The organism is Novosphingobium organovorum (assembly GCF_022832435.1).
Classification (GTDB): domain Bacteria; phylum Pseudomonadota; class Alphaproteobacteria; order Sphingomonadales; family Sphingomonadaceae; genus Novosphingobium; species Novosphingobium organovorum.
In genome coordinates this window covers 14,736-33,261 of record NZ_JALHLF010000002.1, presented here as the reverse complement: position 1 = coordinate 33,261, position 18,526 = coordinate 14,736, and the positions used below count along the sequence as shown (strand labels likewise).

Below are 18,526 nucleotides of genomic sequence, written 5' to 3'. Positions count from 1 at the left end.
GTTGCCGTTTCGGAGAGCATAAGAATGCGTCGTGTCGTCGTCACCGGACTTGGCCTCGTCACCCCGCTCGGGGCTGATGTGGAAACGACCTGGAAGAACATCCTCGCCAGCAAGAGTGGCGCTGGACCCATCACCAAGTTCGATGCGTCGGATCAGAAGTGCAAGATCGCCTGCGAGGTCAAGCCCGCCGATCACGAGTACGGATTCGATGCCAACAAGCGCGTGGACCCCAAGATCCAGCGCCAGGTTGACCCCTTCATCGTCTTCGGCATCGATGCCGCGGGCCAGGCGCTCGAAGACGCCGGGCTGACCGATCTGGACGAAGCCACCAAGCTGCGCGCGGGTTGCTCGATCGGTTCGGGCATCGGCGGCCTGCCGGGTATCGAGAGCGAATCGCTGGTGCTGGCCAACCGTGGTCCGGGCCGAGTCTCGCCGCACTTCGTGCACGGACGCCTGATCAACCTCATCTCGGGCCAGGTCTCGATCAAGTACGGCCTCAAGGGGCCCAATCACGCGGTCGTCACCGCGTGTTCGACCGGCGCGCACTCGATCGGTGACGCCGCGCGCATGATCCGCGACGATGATGCGGACATCATGCTCGCAGGCGGCGCCGAATCGACCATCTGCCCGATCGGCATCGCCGGCTTCGCGCAGGCGCGTGCGCTCAACTGCAGCTTCAACGACCGGCCCGAGCAGGCCAGCCGTCCTTACGACAAGGACCGCGACGGCTTCGTTATGGGCGAGGGCGCGGGCGTCCTCGTGCTCGAGGAATACGAGCACGCCAAGGCGCGCGGCGCGAAGATTTACGCCGAAGTCGTGGGTTATGGCCTGTCGGGCGATGCCTATCACGTGACCGCTCCCGATCCGGAAATGGATGGCGCCTACCGTTCGATGGCCGCTGCGCTCAAGAAGGCGGGCATGACGCCGGCCGACATCGACTACATCAACGCGCATGGCACTTCGACCATGGCCGACACGATCGAACTGGGCGCGGTGCGCCGTCTGTTCGGTGACGCGATGGACTCGGTCTCGATGAGCTCGACCAAGTCGGCGATCGGCCACCTTCTGGGCGGCGCGGGCGCGGTGGAATCGATCTTCTGCATCCTGGCGATGCGCGATCAGATCGTGCCCCCCACGCTCAACCTCGACAGCCCGTCCGAGGGCTGCGAAGGCGTCGACCTCGTTGCGCACACCGCGCGCAAGCGCGAAGTGCGCGCCGTACTCAACAACTCCTTCGGTTTTGGTGGCACCAACGCCAGCCTGATCATGAAGAAGATCGACTGACCGGCATTTCGAAAGGTTCGGCATCATGATGTCGCGACGCACGTACGCCCTGCTGGCGGCCCTCGTTCTGGCCAGCGGGATCGTGCTGTGGAGTTTCGTGGGCGGCTGGTATGGCTCCGGTCCGCTCGCGAAGGACGGCTCGTTCATCGTGCACACCGGTGACAGCCTTTCGACCGTGGCTAACGGCCTGGAAGAGCAGGGCATCGTCGCTTCGAGCGACGGCTTTGCCTTCCGGGCGCGGCTGTTCGGTGGCGGGCGTTCGATCAAGGCGGGGGAATTCGCCATCCCCGCGCACGCCAGCGCCTCGCGCGTGCTGTCGATCATAACCAGCGACGATGTCATCCGCCGTGTCGTGACCATTCCTGAGGGGATGCCCTCGATCATGGTCTACGACCGGCTCGAGGCGCAGGCCGCGCTCACCGGTGATCTTGCGGTGCCCGAGGAAGGCTCGATCCTTCCCGATACTTATGCGATCGAAAAGGGCGAAACGCGCGAGGATGTCGTGCGCCGGATGCAGGCGGGGATGAGCCGCGAACTCAAGGAGCTTTGGGCCAAGCGTGATCCTGACCTTGCGGTCAAGACACCTGAGGAAGCCCTCGTGCTTGCTTCGATCGTCGAAAAGGAAACGGGTAAGGGCAGTGAGCGTCGAATCGTCGCCGGGCTCTACTCCAATCGGCTGAAGCAGGGCATGCTGCTCCAGGCCGATCCGACGATCATCTACCCGATAACCAAGGGCAAGCCCCTGGGCCGACGCATCCGTCAGTCCGAAATCCAGGCAATCAACGACTACAACACCTACACCATGTTGGGGCTGCCCAAGCATCCGATCTGCAATCCGGGCAAGGCCTCGATCGCGGCGGTGCTGCACCCGGCCAAGACCGATGCGCTCTACATGGTGGCCGATGGGACGGGGGGGCACGTCTTTGCGTCGACACTGGCCGAGCATAACGAGAACGTGAAGAAGTGGTTCGCGATCCGCCGCAAGCGAGGCGAGATCTGATCGCGCCGCACGCTGTCCTGCGCCGGGTCCTGCGCCGATGGGGCGGCGGGGCGCGGTGAACCGGGCCGGCAAGATCCTGGGGGCTGCTCGGCCCTCCGGAGCGCCGCTCGTGGTCGCCGCTGAACTGCCGGGCGATGTGCTCGCTTGGGCCAACGCCCTGCGCCAAGCCCACTATCCGGCCGAGCGCAATCACCTGCGCGCCCATGTGACGCTGTTCTATGCTCTGCCGCCCTCGGTCGAGGATGAAGTGGTTCAGTATTTGGCGGACTTTTCGCGCCAGCCGCCGCCTCCGGCATCGATCGATGGCTTGATGACGCTGGAGCAGGGGACGGCGATCCGAATCAAGTCCCCGGCCTTGGAGAGGCTCCACGCCGCGTTTGCCGAACGGCTGCATGGGCTTTTGACGCGCCAGGACATGCAGCCACTGCGCCTCCACGTGACGATCCAGAACAAGGTCAGCCGGCATGAAGCACGTGCACTTCAAGCCGAAATCGGCCCGAAACTGCCCGCCCGCCGCTTCCGGTTTCGCGGGCTCGGCCTCTACGCCTGGGAGGAAGGTCTGTGGCACCCGATCCGGCTTTTCACTTTTCGTGGCTGATTTGTTTTTTCGATGTTGACCAACGCGATTCCCCCCCCTAAAGGCACGCACCTGCCCCGGACAACGGGGCGCCACATTGGCCCGGACCTAGCGTTCGGAACTGGTATGGCGGAGTAGCTCAGCTGGTTAGAGCAGCGGAATCATAATCCGCGTGTCGGGGGTTCGAGTCCCTCCTCCGCTACCACCTATAAGCCACGGTTTTTCCGGGGTTTTTTATTGCATTTTTCCGATGTTGAACTGGACGCGCGAGGCGCGTTTGGGGGCTTATTTAGGAGAATGGTTCTCTTCGAGCTTGCGAATGGCGGCCTGGCCTAGGGCTCGATCGCGGCTCATGTAGTGGGCATCCAGGATGCTCCCGACCTCCTTCAATTTGTGGCCGGTGATGGTCGCGATTTCCGGTACGGCGGCACCCGCGATCGCTAGGCGCGTGACGGCGGTGCCGCGAAGATCGTGGAACGTCACACCCGTCACACCGGCCTTGATGCACGCCATTCTCCGTCGCCTGCACGGCGTTCTTAGAGCCTGGTTCAAAAGTTCATCAAGTATAACAGTATCTTGCANAGGAAGCAGCTTGACCCACGAGGCCCCAATCAGAGAGGGCTCTAAGAGCCCGATTCAAAAGTTCCTCAGGCATAGCAATACCTTGTGGTTCTGCGGATGAGCATGCGGATAGAAGCGATCATAGCCCAGGCGGTTGAAGAGGCGATGGTCGCTTCCCAGTCCTTTGCGAGGCGGCGACACCGTCCCAGCCAGGCGAACGTGCGCTCGACGGCCCAGCGGCGCGGGAGGACTTCGAAGACCTTGGCTTGATCGAAGGATCGCTTGATGATCTCGATTACCCAATGCCCCTCACCGGCGAGCGCTCTCGTGAGATTGTCACCGGCGTAGCCGCCATCGGCAAAGATATGGCGCAGCCAGGGGAAGCGCTGGCAAATCCTGTTGAGCACGGCGCCATCACGATCCTGAATATCGGCGGTGTGCACGAGGATGGAGATCAGAAAGCCGGAGGTGTCGGTCGGGATATGACGCTTTCGACCTTTGACTTTCTTGCCCGCGTCATACCCACTCGGACCGCCGCTCTCGGTCGTTTTCACGCTCTGGCTATCGATGATGCCCGCACTGGGAGAAGCTTCGCGCCCCTCGATCTCTCGCAGGTTCATGACCAGCAGCGTGTTCATCACCTCGAACACTCCCGCGTTACGCCAGGCGTAGAAATAGCGCCGAACCGTCGAGACCGGCGGAAAGCGCTTGGGCAGCAGGCGCCAGGCACACCCGGCCGAAGCCAGATAGAGCAGTGCGTTGGCCCAACTCAACAAGGCGCGCGGCGCGCTCGTTCAGGCCCGTGCGGCGCTGGGGGCGGCCCGGCTCGACCTTGAGCATACCGTGATCCGTGCCCCGATTGCGGGCACCATCGGGCAGCGCAGCCTGCGCCGGGGCGGCTTCACAGCGGGCAGCCGGTCACGGTTACGGTCGACGCGCTCGACGGCGCGGCCTTCAAAGGCCGCCTCGACAGTCTTGCCCCTGCCTCGGGCGCGCAGTTCGCACTGCTGCCGCCCGACTTCGCACTGCTGCCGCCCGACAACGCCACGGGCAACTTTACCAAGATCGGCTAGCGCATTCCCCTGCGTATCGACTTCGTTGGTCGCAGGCCTTTCGCGAACGGATCGTCGACACCGCCGGGACTCTCGCAGGCCATCCGCTTGACCGGTACGAGCCACTTTCCGGCAAGGCGAGCGAACTCTTGCGGCCGACGGCACTTTCGCTCATCGACGGGCAGATACACAAGCAGGCGCTGCTTCTTTCCTACAGCGATGCCTTCCTTGCGGCCGGTCTTGCCATGCTTGCCTGCGCGCTCGGTGGACTGTTTTTTGGCAGAACGCGATGATCGCGAGCCGTACCCGTATTCCTCGGGCTGGCCTGCGCCTACCCCGCTGCGACCAGGTTCGCGAGGCTCTGCCAAGCCTCCCCCTCCCGCAAGCGGGAGGGGGAGGCTTGGGGCCGAAGGGACCTAGCCGGCCAGTCTGTGGAACTGGCCCGCGTGGTAGACGAGGGGCGCCGCGGCCGGATCGCTTTCCAGATGGGTGACCTTGCCAAGGAGCAGGACGTGGTCGCCAGCCTCGATCCGCTGCGCGACGTCGGCGAGCATGATCGCGCTCGCTGCGCGCAGCACGGGAAGGCCGTGACGCTCCTCGAAGAGGTCCTGCAAGGCCTCGTTCGGGCGTCCGGCGAAATGCAGCGCGTGTTCGTGCATGGATTGCGCCAGCACGCTGACGGCAAAGCGGCCCGAAACTCCCACCCTGGCGAGCATCCGCGATCGGCTGTCGAGCGCGACGGCGATCAGCGGCGGATCGAGCGAGACCGACATGAAGGCGCTGACCGTCATGCCGTGGTCGCCCAGCGCCGTGCGGGTGGTGACGACGGTGACGCCGGTGGTGAAGCGGCCGCAACAATCGCGCAGGCGGCGGGGGCTAATCGTCGCGGGCGCGCAGGGCTCACGCGTGGCGGTGTCGGGCATGGGGCTCCGTTTTGCAAAAGAGGGGAGGCTCGCGCAGCGATCCGCCGTGCCGGGCGGCGGCGGATCGCAAGGCGGATGCGCGGCGCGTTACGCTCCGGCGAGTTCGCGGCGCACGATTTGGGCCCCTGCGCCAAGCGCGTTGAGCTTGCCCCTCGCGACACGGCGCGAGAGCGGCGCCATCCCGCAGTTCGTGCTGGGGTAGAGCTTGTCGGCATCGACGAATTCGAGCGCCTTGCGCAAGGTCGCCGCGACCTCCTCGGGGGTCTCGATCGTGTTGCTGGCCACGTCGATCGCGCCGACCATGACCTTCTTGCCGCGGATCAGTTCGATCAGGTCCATCGGCACGTACGAATTGTGGCATTCGAGCGAAATGATCGCGATGTTCGAGGCCTGAAGCCGGGGGAAGGTCTGCTCGTACTGGCGCCATTGCGGGCCGAGCGTCTTCTTCCAGTCGGTATTCGCCTTGATGCCGTAGCCGTAGCAGATGTGGACCGCGGTTTCGCAGCGCAGCCCTTCGATCGCGCGTTCGAGCGCGGCGATGCCCCAGTCGTTGACCTCGTCGAAGAACACGTTGAAGGCGGGCTCGTCGAACTGGATGATGTCGACGCCGGCGGCTTCGAGCTCCCTGGCTTCCTGGTTGAGGATTGCCGCGAATTCGAAGGCGAGCTTTTCGCGGCTCTTGTAGTGGGCGTCATAGAGGGTGTCGATCATCGTCATCGGGCCGGGCAGGGCCCACTTGATCGGGGCGCTGGTCTGCTGGCGTAGGAAGCGCGCGTCCTCGACAAAGACGGGCCTTTCGCGCGCAACGGTGCCCACCACGCTCGGCACGCTGGCTTCGTAGCGGTTGCGGATGGTGACCGTCTCACGGCGTTCGAAATCGACCCCGGAGAGATGCTCGATGAAGGTCGTCACGAAATGCTGGCGGGTCTGCTCACCGTCGCTGACGATGTCGATCCCGGCGGCCTGCTGTTCGAGCAGCGCGATGCGCAAGGCATCGCGCTTGGCCTCGGCGAGGTCTTCGCCGTCCATCGTCCAGGGCGACCAGAGCTTTTCGGGTTCGGCCAGCCAGGAGGGCTTGGGCAGGCTGCCCGCGGTCGAGGAGGGGAGGAGCGTGTTCATGAAAGCGAAGTCTCGTCTTGGATCAGAGGGCAGGCTGGGCGGCCCAGCGCTCGAGGAAGGCGCGGTGGGGGGTGATGAGGTGCTCGTCCGTGAAGCGGCCCTGTTCGCTCGCCAGGCGGGCGCGTTCCTCGCGGTCGTAGACGACGCGGGTGTTCGAGAAATCCTGGTGCTTCAGGCTCGGCTTGAAGCAGGGCCCGGCCACGCAGTTGGCGTTGTAGATCTCGGGACGGTAGATCTTCTGGAAGGCCTCCATCGTGCTGATCGTGCCGATGAGTTCAAGCGCCGTGTAGTCGTTGAGCAGGTCACCGAAGAAATAGAAGGCCAGCGGGGCAACGCTCTTGGGCGGCATGAAGTAGCGCACCTGCAGGCCCATCTTGCAAAAATAGTGTTCGGTCAGCGAGGTCTCGTTCGGCGCGTATTCGACGCCCAGGACCGGGTGCCGGTTGGCCTTGCGGTGATAGACCTTGTTCTCCGAAACGCTGAGGCAGATCACCGGCGGCTTGGGGAAGGCCCGTGCGAAGTCGGGCGCGGCGAGGAGCGCCCTGAACACTTTGGCGTGCAGTTCGCCGAAGTTTTCGGGTACCTCGAACTGGGTCCGGTCCTTGTTGTGATCGGGCAGGCGGACGCTGAAATCGTAGTCGCGCACATAGGAGGAGAAGCTGTTGCCGACGAGGCCGTCGATCCGCCTGCCGGTCTGGCGATCGTGGATCGTCGTATGGAGCAGTTCGATCGCCGGAAACGTCTGCTCCGCGCCCGTGATGCGCATTTCGGCCGAGACGATGTCAAGCGCGACAGTGTAGCGGTCGCTTTCGGGATTGTCCCAGTGGGCGAGGTCATTGAAGCGGTTGTCGATCATGCGCAGCGCGTTGCGCAGGTTCTCCTGGCGCCATTCGCCGCGCGCCAGGTTGGCGAAATTGGTGGTGAGGCGCGTGCCCTTGGCCGGCGCGTAGTTTTCGTCGAACCGGGTGCGCTTGATCGCGAAGGTGATGTCTCTGGTCGTCATGAGCGGATGTCCGATGGTGCGTTCGTGGAGGCGCCGCGGCGTGTGCCGGGCACGGCTGGCCGGGGCGGTCAGGCCAGCGCCGATGGGGCCGTGCCGTCTGGAGGCCCCCAATCCCGCAAAACAAACATGAACTCAAATGACAATATTTGGCGAAACCATGATGCCTGGTCATGATTGGGAGCGCAGGCGCCTCGTCGCAGGGGTGCTCAGACCTCGACGGTTTGTGCGAGGTGTACGAAGCCTTCGAGATAGCCGGGAATGTCGCCGGTGCGATGGCCCAGGTGAATGGACTTGAAGATGCCCTCGCCGATGCGCACGCCCTTGACCCCCTTGGCCCCGCGCAGCAGCCAGTTGGGGGTCGCGCTGACGGCCCGACCCGATGCGACGAGGCGCAGCATGAGGTCGGTCGTCTCCACGGTGCGATGGCGGCGCGGCAGGGCGTGGGCGGGGACGAGGAAGCGGGTGTAGATGTCCAGCCGCTCGCGCGAGACGGGGTAGGTGATCAGGACCTCGCTTGCCAGATCGGCCGGGGCGACCCGTGATTTCTGCGCCAGGGGATGGGTTTGCGCGACCGCCAGAACCAGTTCGTAGTCGAACACCGGCCGATATTCGAGGCCAGGCCGCTCGACCGGGTCGGGGGTCACCAGAAGGTCGATCTCATGCCCCAGAAGCGCGGCCAGACCGCCGAACTGGAACGCGGTCGTCACGTCCAGTTCAACATCGGGCCACTGGGCCAGGAACGGGTCGACCACGCGCATCAGCCAGTCCTGGCAAGGGTGGCACTCCATCCCCACCCGGATCGCGCCGCGCCGCCCGCGGGCATAGTCTTCCAGCACCGAGGCCCCGTGTTCGAGCTGAGGCAGGACCCGCAGCGCGAGCGCCAGCAGATATTCGCCCGCAAGGGTGAAGCGCAGCTTGTGCCCCTCGCGCTGCCACAGCTTGACCCCGTGGCGTTCTTCGAAGCGGCGGATGGCGTGGCTGACCGCCGACTGGGTCAGGCACAGCTGTTCGGCCGCCTGGGTGAGATTGCCCGTCCGGTCGATTTCGCGCAGGATGGCCAGGGGTTGAAGGTCGATCATGATGGTATGAATTCATGTCATACCTGTGCGCTCGGGTCCAGCGTCCGTGTCATGGCGTCGTGGGGCGGTGATCCATTGGACGGTTCGGACGTTGGGGGCTTGCGTCGCCCTGCGCCGCGCGCCTAAAATCGCGATCACGGACGAGAGAACGGTTCGCGTGCGCCTGCGTAACCCCGACCGGATTGGCCTGCCCGAAGGGAGTTGCTTGCGACGGCGCGTACCGGATGGGTCGAGGCCTGTGCCAGCGGTGTGCCGGAAGGCCACCTGCAACTTGCCCTGCAGAGCGTCTGCGCTTGGGAGTGACTGGATGAGCAAGGCAATGGCGCATCACGCGGAAGCGGTGCTGGAGGCGGTTCGCTCGCCCCGCGGGGCGGGCGTGTCGCCGATCGTCGCCTCGTGGTGCCGTTCGGTGCTGAGCCACGGGCTCGATCCCGAACGGCGCGACCAGCGCGAGCGGGTCGATGGCGAAACGCTCGCCTCGCTGCGCGCGCAGCATGAAGTCATGCTCGACGTCGCCATGCCGGTGCTCGACAGCCTGTTTCGTGCGGTGGGCGTTTCGGGATCGTCGGTGATCCTGACCGACGCCAGCGGCGTGGTGCTCGAACGACGGGCAAGCGCGGCCGACGCCGAGGCGTTCGAGCGCGCCGGGCTGGTCGAAGGCGCGCGGTGGAGCGAAGCCGAGGAGGGCACCAACGGCATCGGCACCTGTCTCGTCGAGGACCGGCCGATCATCATCCATCGCGACCAGCATTTTGCCAGCCGCAACGTCGCGATCAGCTGCATGGATGCGCCCGTGCACGACGCCCACGGTTGTCTCGTCGCGGCGCTCGATGCCTCGACCTACCGCGAGGATCAGGGCGCGGCGATGTCCGAGATGATCGGCGCGCTGGTGCGCGATGCCGCGCGCAAGATCGAGCGCGATCTGTTCTGCCGCCATTACCGCGACAGCCGGATCGTGTTCCTGTCCGATGAGGCGGCGGGGGGAACCGCGCTGCTGGCGGTCGATCGCGACGATCTGGTGGTGGGGGCAAGCCGGGGTGCCCGCCTGCAACTGGGGCTCGGGCACGAGGCGCTGGCAACTCCGCTCGCGCTTGACCCGCTGCTGGGCCGGACCTCGGCGCCCTCCTTCGACGAGGCCGATCGCACGGTCCTGCGCCAGGCGCTCGCCCGCGCGCAGGGCAACGCCAGCAAGGCCGCGCGCCTGCTTGGGATCGGCCGGGCGACGTTCTACCGGCGCATGGCCCGCGCCGGGCTAAAGCTCTGAGCAGCTAACCGATTTTTCGAAACATCTGTCTCGTTATCGAGACACTTTGGCGGGGCGATCTTCCGGGCCTGCCTTTTCCTGCGCGCATGGCACTCCCAGTAGGAGGGCAAGCGCCACCTCGCGATGGCGCTTTTGCACTCCCCAGGAAGAGGATCATTGGCCATGGATGCCATCGTTCAAAGTCGCCCGAAGTCCGAACTCGAGGCGCCGTTCGCCAAACGCTACGACAACTTCATCGGTGGCCGCTGGGTCGCCCCCAAGGCAGGCCGCTACTTCGAGAACCTGTCCCCGATCAACGGCCGTGTGGTGGGGGAGATCGCGCGCTCGCAGCCCGAGGATGTCGAGGCCGCGCTCGATGCCGCGCACGCCGCCAAGGACGCCTGGGGCCACACTTCCCCGGCCGAACGTTCGCGCATCCTGCTGCGCATCGCGGACCGGATGGAAGAAAACCTCGAAAAGCTCGCCATCGCCGAGACCTGGGACAACGGCAAGCCGCTGCGCGAAACGATGGCCGCCGACATTCCGCTCGCCATCGACCACTTCCGCTACTTCGCAGGTGTGATCCGCGCGCAGGAAGGCTCGATCGGCGAGATCGATGCCGACATGGTCGCCTACCACTTCCACGAACCGCTCGGCGTCGTGGGCCAGATCATCCCGTGGAACTTCCCGCTGCTGATGGCCGCCTGGAAGATGGCGCCCGCGCTCGCGGCGGGTAACTGCATCGTGCTCAAGCCCGCCGAACAGACCCCGGCCTCGATCATGGTGTGGATCGACATCGTCGGCGATCTGCTGCCGCCCGGCGTGCTCAACATCGTCAACGGGTTCGGCCTCGAAGCGGGCAAGCCGCTGGCCTCCTCGCCGCGCATCGCCAAGATCGCGTTCACCGGCGAGACCTCGACCGGCCGCCTGATCATGCAGTACGCCAGCCAGAACCTCATCCCGGTGACGCTCGAGCTGGGTGGCAAGTCGCCCAACATCTTCTTCGAGGACGTCGCGCGCGAGGATGACGACTTTTTCGACAAGGCGATCGAAGGCATGGTGATGTTCGCGCTCAACCAGGGCGAGGTCTGCACCTGCCCGAGCCGTGCGCTGATCCACGAGAGCATCTACGAGCGCTTCATGGAGCGCGCGATCGCCCGCGTCAAAGCGATCGTCCAGGGCAACCCGCTCGACATGGCCACGATGATCGGTGCGCAGGCTTCGGCCGAACAGCGCGACAAGATCCTCTCCTATGTCGACATCGGCAAGCAGGAAGGCGCCGAGCTGCTGACGGGCGGTGCGGCCACCGATCTGGGTGGCGAACTTTCGGGCGGCTACTACGTCCAGCCTACGGTGTTCCATGGCCACAACAAGATGCGCCTGTTCCAGGAGGAGGTCTTCGGCCCCGTGCTTGCCGTGACGACCTTCAAGGACGCCGACGAGGCGCTCTCGATCGCCAACGATACGCTCTTCGGGCTGGGCGCGGGCGTGTGGAGCCGTGACGCCAACACCTGCTATCGCTTCGGCCGGGCGATCCAGGCCGGGCGCGTGTGGACCAACTGCTACCACGCCTATCCCGCGCACGCCGCGTTCGGTGGCTACAAGCAGTCGGGCATCGGGCGCGAGACGCACCGGATGATGCTCGATCACTACCAGCAGACAAAGAACATGCTGGTCAGCTACAGCCCCAAGAAGCTGGGCTTTTTCTAAGGTTACCGAAGGCGCGCTCTCTCCCGACACCCGCGCCTTCCTTTCCCCCCAATCCAAGGAATAGCTCACCATGACCGTATCCGAATTCTTCATGCCCGCGCACAATATCCTCGGCCCCGGCGCGCTGGACCAGGCGATGGCCCAGCTGCCCCGGCTCGGCTTCAAGCAGGCGCTGATCGTGACCGATGCCATGCTGGCCAAGCTCGGGCTGGCCGACACGGTGGCGGCCAAGCTTGCCGAACAGGGCATCGAAAGTGCGCTGTTCGACGGCGTGCACCCCAACCCCACCGTGGCCGACGTCAACGCGGGGCTTGAAAAGCTCCACGCCTGCAAGGCCGATCTGGTGATTTCGCTGGGCGGTGGTTCGTCGCACGACTGCGCCAAGGGCATCGCCCTGGTCGCCGTCAACGGCGGGGAAATCGCCGACTACGAAGGGCTCGACAAGTCGCCCAAGCCGCAGCTTCCGCTGCTGGCGATCAACACCACCGCGGGCACCGCCTCGGAGATGACGCGCTTCACGATCATCACCGACCAGGAGCGCCACGTGAAGATGGCGATCGTCGACCGGCACGTCACGCCGTTCCTGTCGGTCAACGATTCGGACCTGATGGAAGGTATGCCCGCCTCGCTGACCGCGGCAACCGGCATGGACGCGCTGACCCACGCGGTGGAAGCCTATGTCTCGACCGCGGCGACCCCGCTCACCGATGCCAGCGCGGTCAAGGCGATCTCGCTTATCGGCGAGTACCTGCCCGTTGCCGTGCGCGAGCCGGGCAACAAGCAGGCGCGTGAAATGATGGCCTATGCCCAGTTCCTTGCCGGGATGGCGTTCAACAACGCCTCACTGGGCTATGTCCACGCGATGGCGCACCAGCTGGGCGGCTTCTACAATCTGCCGCATGGCGTGTGCAACGCGCTGCTGCTGCCGCATGTCGAAGCCTTCAACATGCAGGTTGCGGCCGGACGCCTTGGTGAAGTGGGCGCGCTGCTGGGCGCCGCCAACGCGGATCTTGCCGGGCTCGACGTGATCTCGGCGATCATGAAGCTGGCCGACATCGTGGGTATTCCGCGCTCGCTGCGCGAACTGGGGGTCAAGCGCGAGGACTTCACCACGCTTGCCCAGAACGCGCTCAAGGACGTGTGCGGCTTCACCAACCCGGTGCAGACCGATCTGGCCGGGATCATCGGCATCTTCGAAGCGGCTTTCGACGAGCGCGTCGCACCCGCGGGCGATGCGCCCGCGCCGGTGGAAGCGACCGCCTGAGCCGGACGCTTCCGAAAGGGTAAGGGCCGGAGGAGGGGCGGTGGTCCGCCTCTTTCCCGGCCTTGCCGTGTCCGTTCCCGAAAGGAGGAGCGGACACGGGATTGCTCGGGCTGGGGCGCGGGCGCGCGGGTTCAGGTGCTGTCGATCCCCAGCAAGGCAAGCGCCGCGCGTTCGGTCTCGCGCACGAGCGAGCGGGTCGCGGCAAACGCGGCAAGGCCGTCGCGGTTCAGGATGGCCTCGAACAGCGCGCGATGGCGTGCGATCGGGTCGTTGACGTCGCCGGGCGGGCGGTGGCGCAGGAAGCGGGGCCAGCCCCCCGCCGCGCCGATCGCGGCCGCGAGGCTGACCAGCAGCTCGTTACCGGTCGCCTCGATCAGCACCTTGTGGAAATCCTCGCCCGCGCGCTGCCCTTCGGGTGTCTCCAGCGTCCTTTCGGCCATCGTTTCGAGCGCGTGGCCCAGCGCGGAGACGTGGCGTTCGGTGCGGCTGCGCGCGGCGATCTGCGCCGCCGAGGGCGCGATGACGAGGTGGAGCTGGAACAGGCTGCGCACGAAACCGTGCGTTGGCGCGGCGTCGGCCATCCAGGCAAGCAGCATCGGGTCGATGAGGCTCCGGTGCTCGCGCTCGCAGACCCGCCATCCGCGCCCCCGCTCCCTCCCGAGCTTGGGGAAGGGGGGCGGTGCGGGTATGGGGTCAGCGCAGTTCGAGCATCACGATCGACTTGGCGGGCATCGTGAGGGTGATCGTGTCTGCGGTGATCTTCGCGCCCTTGAACGCGGCCGGAACGACCGCGGAAGGTGCGTCGAAGGTGTTGTGCGCATCGATCGTCGATGCGGTCAGGATCCGCCCCGTCACGCTCTTCGCGTGCGCGCCGTCGAGCGTGACGACGACCGGCTCGGCCGTGTCGGGATCGACGTTGGTCAGGGCGATGCGCATCACGCCGTCGGTGCCCTTGACCGCGCTCGAGCTGATCGCCTTGAGCGACCATTCGTTCTTGGTGTAGTCGTGCGTGCGGATGTCGACCGGGAGAACCGCCCCGTCCATGAAGCCTTTATAGAGGTCGAAGGCGTAATAAGTCGGCGTCTTGACCATCCTGGGGCCGTCGGTCAGCAGCATGGCCTGGAGCACGTTGACCATCTGCGCGATATTGGCGCCGCGCAGGCGGTCGGTGTGGCGGGCGAAGATGTCGAAGTTGAGACTGGCGACCATCGCGTCGCGCAGGCTGTTCTGCTGGCGCAGGAAGCCGGGGTGCGTGCCCGGATCCTGATCGTACCAGGTGCCCCATTCATCGACCAGCAGCGCCACGCGCTTCTTGGGATCGTACTTGTCCATGATTGCCGCGTGCCGCGTCACCAGCTCGTCCATGTGCAGCGTCTTGGCCAGCGTGCGCGCCCACTGGTCCTCGTCGAAGCCGATGGCCGCGCCCTTGTGGCTCCAGTCGTAGGGGATGGTGTAGTAGTGCACGCCGATCCCGTCGAAACTGCCCGCGGCCATCTTCATCATGACTTCGGTCCAGTTGTAGTCGGCGTCGTTGGCGCCGCTGGCGATCTTCATGACATGCTCGCCCGCAGGAACCTTGACGAAGGTTGCGTAACGCCGGGTCAGGTTGGCGGCGTATTCGGGCAGCATGTTGCCACCGCACCCCCACAGTTCGTTGCCCAGCCCGAACATGGCCAGCTTCCAAGGCTTGTCGCGCCCATTGGCGGCGCGCTCCTTGGCCAGGCTCGAGCCGATCGGGCTGGTCATGTACTCGACCCACTCGGCCATCTCGTAAGGCGGCGCGCTGCCGATGTTGCCCGAGACATAAGGCTGCGCGCCGAGCCGTTCGGCGAAATTCAGAAACTCGTGGGTGCCAAAGGCATTGTTCTCGGCGACATAGCCCCAGTGGGTGTTGATCTTGACCTTGCGGCTGGCCGGATTTCCGATCGCCTCGCGCCAGTGGTATTCGTCGGCAAAGCAGCCGCCCGGCCAGCGCACGACGGGCACCTTGAGCGCCTTGAGCGCCTCGAGCACATCGGTGCGGTAGCCCTCGGTGTTGGGGATCGCGCTGTCCTTGCCGACCCAGATGCCGTCCTCGATCCCTGTGCCCAGATGTTCGGCGAACTGGCCGAACAGGCGTTTGTCGAAGATCGGCGCCGGAGTGTCCGCGTGGACCGTGACCTGGGTCCGGGCCATGCCCTGGGGCAAGGCCCGGGGCTCGGCCCAGGTCACGGTCGGGGTGAGCACGGGCGCCGCCAACGCCAGCGCCAAAAGCCTGTGCTTGAGATGTCGCATCAATTTTCCTCCGTTTCACGGGCGCTGCGGGCCCGTTGCGGCGTGGTGCCCGCGCCCTCGAAGGGGCTGAGGCGGAACGCCACGCGGCGCTCTCCCTTGGTGTCCTGGTAGGGCGCCAGCGGCTTGCCGAACTGGCTCCACTGGGTGTCGCCACCCACGCCCCACTGCGCGCCGTCGACCAGCAGGGTGCCGTGGTCGCGGGGCACGATATCGGTCGACTTGCGGGTGCCGGGGGCCTGGCGAAACAAGTCGGAATAAGGGAAGGCGAGCGCGTTCATCATCAGGGGCCGGTTGCCCTCGACGCGCAGGCCACGGGCGCTCCCGCTCACTTCCATCCAGCGCACGTCGACCTTGTTGCCGGTCTCCTGCGGGCGGATATAGTCGTGATACTGATCGGCCAGGGCCCCGCGCCACAGCGCGATGGCGGCCGAACTCTTGCGATCGACATAGCTTTCGTGCGGGCCGCGCCCGTACCATTCGACCGCATCATAGTCGGCCGGAAGATCGAACGCGAAGCCGACCCGGAACGGCGCGGGCAGGCGGCTGTCGAGCGGATCGAGCGTGCCCGCAACGTCGAGCGTCCCGTCCGCGTTGAGCGTGTAGGTGGTGGTGAAGCGCGCCTGCCCGGTGCCAAGCTGGTAGACCACGCGGATCGTGGCGCCCGCTCCGGTCCGGCTCACGGCGATCTGGGTCACGCGACGTTGCTCGCTCAGCGTCTTCCAGACCGCCAGTTCCCGGTCGGTGCCGATGCCGATGTCGTTGTCGGTTACCGCGCGCCAGAAATTGGGCGCGCCGCCCGAGACGACCGTGCGCCCGTTGTCCGTCAGGTGCGCGACAAGCCCGCTCGCCCGCTCCACCACGAGGCTGGTTGAGCCCGTGGAGAGCACGATGCGCTGCTTGCCCCGATCGATCGTCACGCGCGCCGCTCCGGCGGCGGCGGGGGCGTTGGCGGCTGAAACGGGGAGGCGTCCCGGCACCAGACCCGCTGCGGGCTGGACGATGAACTGCTGCCATCCGATCGCCGTGCCGCCGGCGACCAGCGGCACCGCACCCTCCTTGGCCCGCGCCGTCACGGTGACGATGTATTCATGGCCCGCCTGGCGGGGATGCGCGGCGTAGGGCACGGTGACGGTGCCGGAATGGCGCGCGGCGATGTCCTGCGGAGCCAGCGTGCCTCCGGCAACGCGCACGCCATCCTCGTCGAGCGCCCATTCGAATGTGAAGCCCGAAAGATCCACGAAATCATGCCGGTTGGTGATCGTCAGTGTGCCGCTTGCGGCATCGAAGGCGGTGAAGTCGATCGGCGCATAGACCTTGCGCACTTCGTAGAGCGCGGGATTGGGCGTGCGATCGGATTGCAGCAGGCCGTCGCCGAATTCGATGTCGCCACCGGGATTGGGGCCATATTCGCTGCCGTCGCCCCAATAGCGCCGCCCGTCCTTGGTATAGCGAACCATCGACTGGTCGACCCAGTCCCACACGAAACCGCCTTGCAGCTTGTCCGGGTGGGCGTGGATGGTGGCCCAGTATTCCTCCAGGTCGCCGCCCGAATTGCCCATCATGTGCGCGTATTCGCACTGGATCATGGGCTGTTTGAAATTCCAGTTGGTGGCATAGTCTTCCATCTTGACCGCCGGATCGTACATCGGCGCGTAGATGTCCGCGTACCAGTTGGGACGATGATCGGCGATGCCGTCCCAGGTGCCCCAGCCCAGATAGCTGATGAGGCGACCGGGATCGCGCGCGCGCGCGGCCTTGGCGGCCGCTTCGAAATTGGGGCCGATCCCGGCCTCGTTGCCCAGCGACCAGAACAGGATCGAGGGGTGGTTCTTGTCGCGCTCGACCATGTTGACCACCCGGCTGACGTGGGCCTTCTCCCAGGCAGGATCGAAACCGAGCTGGTAGCGCGCGCGCTGTTCGGGGTGGCGGTTCGCGTAGTCCATGTACGCGTGGCTTTCGATGTTGGCCTCGTCCATGACGTAGAGCCCGTAGCGGTCCGCCAGCGTGTAGAGGTAGGGATCGTTGGGGTAGTGCGAGGTGCGGATGGCGTTGATGTTGTTGCGCTTCATCAGCCGGATGTCGCGCTCCATCGATTGGTGCGAGATGACGTGAAAGGTCTGCGGGTCATGCTCGTGGCGGTTGACGCCGCGGATCGTGACCGGCTTGCCGTTGACGCTGACGAGGCCGTTGCGGATCTCCACCGTGCGAAAGCCGATGGCGCGCGCGCTGGCCTCGATCACCTGGCCCTGGCGGTCGAGCAGTTCGACCAGCAGCGTATAGAGATGGGGCGCTTCGGCGCTCCAGGCGCGCACGCCGGGAACCTGGGCCGAAAGGGTGATGCGGCGCGGGGCCGCGGCCGCCGCCAGCGCCTGCTCGCGGTGCACCAGCGGTGTGCCCTCGTCGAGCAGCGTCATGCGCGCGGTCACGGCCGATCCCGCGCTGATCGCGAGGTCGGTGGCCAGCTGTCCGTCGCGATAGGCGCTGTCGAGCCCGGCGTGCACGAAGATGTCTTCCACCCGCGTCGGGGGTGCGGCGAAGAGATAGACCGACCGCTCGATGCCCGAAACCCGCCAGAAATCCTGATCTTCGAGGTAGCTGCCGTCCGACCAGCGCAGGACCTGGATGGCAATGGTGTTCGGGCCGGCGTGGAGCTGTGCGGTCACGTCGAATTCGCTGGGCAGCTTGGAATCCTGCGCATACCCGACCGGCTTGCCGTTTACCCAGACATAATAGGCCGAACCCGCTGCCCCGATATGCAGGATCACCTTCTGGCCCGCCCAGCCCGCCGGGAGCGTGACCGCGCGCCGGTACGAGCCGACCGGGTTGGTCGCGTGCGGGATCAGCGGCCGGTCGGCGGGGAAGGGGTAGGTGATGTTGTTGTAGCGCGCCTGATCGAAACCGTGCGCCTGCCAGTCGGCCGGGACCGGAATGTCGGCCCAGCCGGAGACATCGTAAGAGGGCGCTGCAAAATCGCGTGGCCGCTTGTCGGCGTCGCTCGAGAGCTGGAATTTCCATGTTCCATCCAGGCTCAGGTAGCGGCTCGATGCCGCTTTATCGTCCTTGAGCGCAAGGTCCCGGCTTTCGAACGGAAAGCTGGTGGCGTGCGCGGGCAGCCGTCCGCGTTCGATCACCGCCGGGTTTTCCCAATCGGGACGCGCGGCATCGACTTGCACCGGTTCCACGCGAGGGTCTCGCTGCGCCAAGGCCTGGGCGGTCAATCCGAATAGCGATGCACCGCAAAGGGTCATGCCCATTGTGCCCAAGGTCTGCCAACCCATGGTCCTCTCCCTGATCTGAATCGCTCTTGCGATTTACTTGTCTGACAATATTTGTCCGATCTCGGAAATCAACCGGGCAATTTTGCAACTTTTATTGCGCCATTCTTGCTGGCATCTACATAGACGCCCAGATCATGGACATGAAATTCAGGAGCCGCG

General features: G+C 65.7%; 15 protein-coding genes, 1 tRNA gene and 1 pseudogene. 7 read left to right on the top strand and 10 right to left on the bottom strand.

The features are described from left to right. Positions 1 to 24 precede the first annotated feature (24 nt). From fabF to MTR62_RS00980, 4 genes are all read left to right on the top strand, one after another. Positions 25 to 1,284, top strand: a complete 1,260-nt coding sequence (gene fabF, locus MTR62_RS00995; RefSeq protein ID WP_244016410.1) for a beta-ketoacyl-ACP synthase II — start codon at positions 25 to 27, stop codon at positions 1,282 to 1,284. 25 nt (positions 1,285 to 1,309) lie between these two features. After that, positions 1,310 to 2,284, top strand: a complete 975-nt coding sequence (gene mltG, locus MTR62_RS00990; RefSeq protein ID WP_244016409.1) for an endolytic transglycosylase MltG — start codon at positions 1,310 to 1,312, stop codon at positions 2,282 to 2,284. 55 nt (positions 2,285 to 2,339) lie between these two features. Continuing rightward, positions 2,340 to 2,882 carry a 2'-5' RNA ligase family protein gene (locus MTR62_RS00985; protein WP_244016408.1) on the top strand — a complete coding sequence of 181 codons (543 nt, stop codon included), beginning with the start codon at positions 2,340 to 2,342 and terminating at the stop codon, positions 2,880 to 2,882. 107 nt (positions 2,883 to 2,989) lie between these two features. Next, positions 2,990 to 3,066: transfer RNA gene (locus tag MTR62_RS00980), tRNA-Met, on the top strand. Between the two features lie 80 nt (positions 3,067 to 3,146). On the opposite strand, the gene MTR62_RS00975 is transcribed toward MTR62_RS00980, so the two are convergent. The 7 genes and pseudogenes from MTR62_RS00975 to MTR62_RS00945 form a co-directional block, all read right to left on the bottom strand. Beyond that, positions 3,147 to 3,374, bottom strand: a complete 228-nt coding sequence (locus MTR62_RS00975; RefSeq protein ID WP_244016407.1) for a site-specific integrase — start codon at positions 3,372 to 3,374, stop codon at positions 3,147 to 3,149. A gap of 134 nt (positions 3,375 to 3,508) precedes the next feature. Beyond that, a pseudogene (locus tag MTR62_RS00970) lies at positions 3,509 to 4,183 on the bottom strand (IS5 family transposase); the annotation flags it as partial. 308 nt (positions 4,184 to 4,491) lie between these two features. Beyond that, positions 4,492 to 4,842, bottom strand: a complete 351-nt coding sequence (locus tag MTR62_RS00965) for a hypothetical protein (RefSeq protein WP_244016406.1) — start codon at positions 4,840 to 4,842, stop codon at positions 4,492 to 4,494. Positions 4,843 to 4,890: 48 nt separating this feature from the next. After that, entirely contained in the window at positions 4,891 to 5,397 is a 507-nt protein-coding gene (locus tag MTR62_RS00960; protein WP_244016405.1) for a flavin reductase family protein, read from the bottom strand. Between the two features lie 87 nt (positions 5,398 to 5,484). Continuing rightward, on the bottom strand, positions 5,485 to 6,516 hold the full coding sequence (locus MTR62_RS00955) for a methionine synthase (RefSeq protein WP_244016404.1): 1,032 nt from the start codon (positions 6,514 to 6,516) through the stop codon (positions 5,485 to 5,487). Positions 6,517 to 6,538: 22 nt separating this feature from the next. Continuing rightward, entirely contained in the window at positions 6,539 to 7,519 is a 981-nt protein-coding gene (locus MTR62_RS00950; protein ID WP_244016403.1) for a DUF1852 domain-containing protein, read from the bottom strand. Between the two features lie 206 nt (positions 7,520 to 7,725). Next, on the bottom strand, positions 7,726 to 8,598 hold the full coding sequence (locus tag MTR62_RS00945) for a LysR family transcriptional regulator (RefSeq protein WP_244016402.1): 873 nt from the start codon (positions 8,596 to 8,598) through the stop codon (positions 7,726 to 7,728). Positions 8,599 to 8,905: 307 nt separating this feature from the next. On the opposite strand from MTR62_RS00945, the gene MTR62_RS00940 reads away from it, so the two are divergent. The 3 genes from MTR62_RS00940 to MTR62_RS00930 all read left to right on the top strand — a co-directional run bounded on the left by MTR62_RS00940 (position 8,906) and on the right by MTR62_RS00930 (position 12,815). Then, positions 8,906 to 9,862, top strand: a complete 957-nt coding sequence (locus tag MTR62_RS00940; protein ID WP_244016401.1) for a GAF domain-containing protein — start codon at positions 8,906 to 8,908, stop codon at positions 9,860 to 9,862. 162 nt (positions 9,863 to 10,024) lie between these two features. Continuing rightward, positions 10,025 to 11,551: an aldehyde dehydrogenase gene (gene adh / locus MTR62_RS00935; protein WP_244016400.1), complete on the top strand. Its 1,527-nt coding sequence runs from the start codon at positions 10,025 to 10,027 to the stop codon at positions 11,549 to 11,551. A gap of 70 nt (positions 11,552 to 11,621) precedes the next feature. Continuing rightward, on the top strand, positions 11,622 to 12,815 hold the full coding sequence (locus tag MTR62_RS00930; RefSeq protein ID WP_244016399.1) for an iron-containing alcohol dehydrogenase: 1,194 nt from the start codon (positions 11,622 to 11,624) through the stop codon (positions 12,813 to 12,815). Positions 12,816 to 12,946: 131 nt separating this feature from the next. On the opposite strand, the gene MTR62_RS00925 is transcribed toward MTR62_RS00930, so the two are convergent. From MTR62_RS00925 to MTR62_RS00915, 3 genes are all read right to left on the bottom strand, one after another. After that, positions 12,947 to 13,411, bottom strand: a complete 465-nt coding sequence (locus MTR62_RS00925) for a FadR/GntR family transcriptional regulator (RefSeq protein WP_244016398.1) — start codon at positions 13,409 to 13,411, stop codon at positions 12,947 to 12,949. A gap of 97 nt (positions 13,412 to 13,508) precedes the next feature. Next, complete coding sequence (locus tag MTR62_RS00920) at positions 13,509 to 15,089, bottom strand: alpha-N-arabinofuranosidase (RefSeq protein ID WP_407672556.1); 1,581 nt, start codon at positions 15,087 to 15,089, stop codon at positions 13,509 to 13,511. Then, positions 15,089 to 18,337, bottom strand: a complete 3,249-nt coding sequence (locus tag MTR62_RS00915) for a glycoside hydrolase family 2 TIM barrel-domain containing protein (RefSeq protein WP_244016500.1) — start codon at positions 18,335 to 18,337, stop codon at positions 15,089 to 15,091. Before MTR62_RS00915 ends, MTR62_RS00920 begins: the two co-directional genes overlap by 1 nt. Positions 18,338 to 18,526 lie beyond the last annotated feature (189 nt).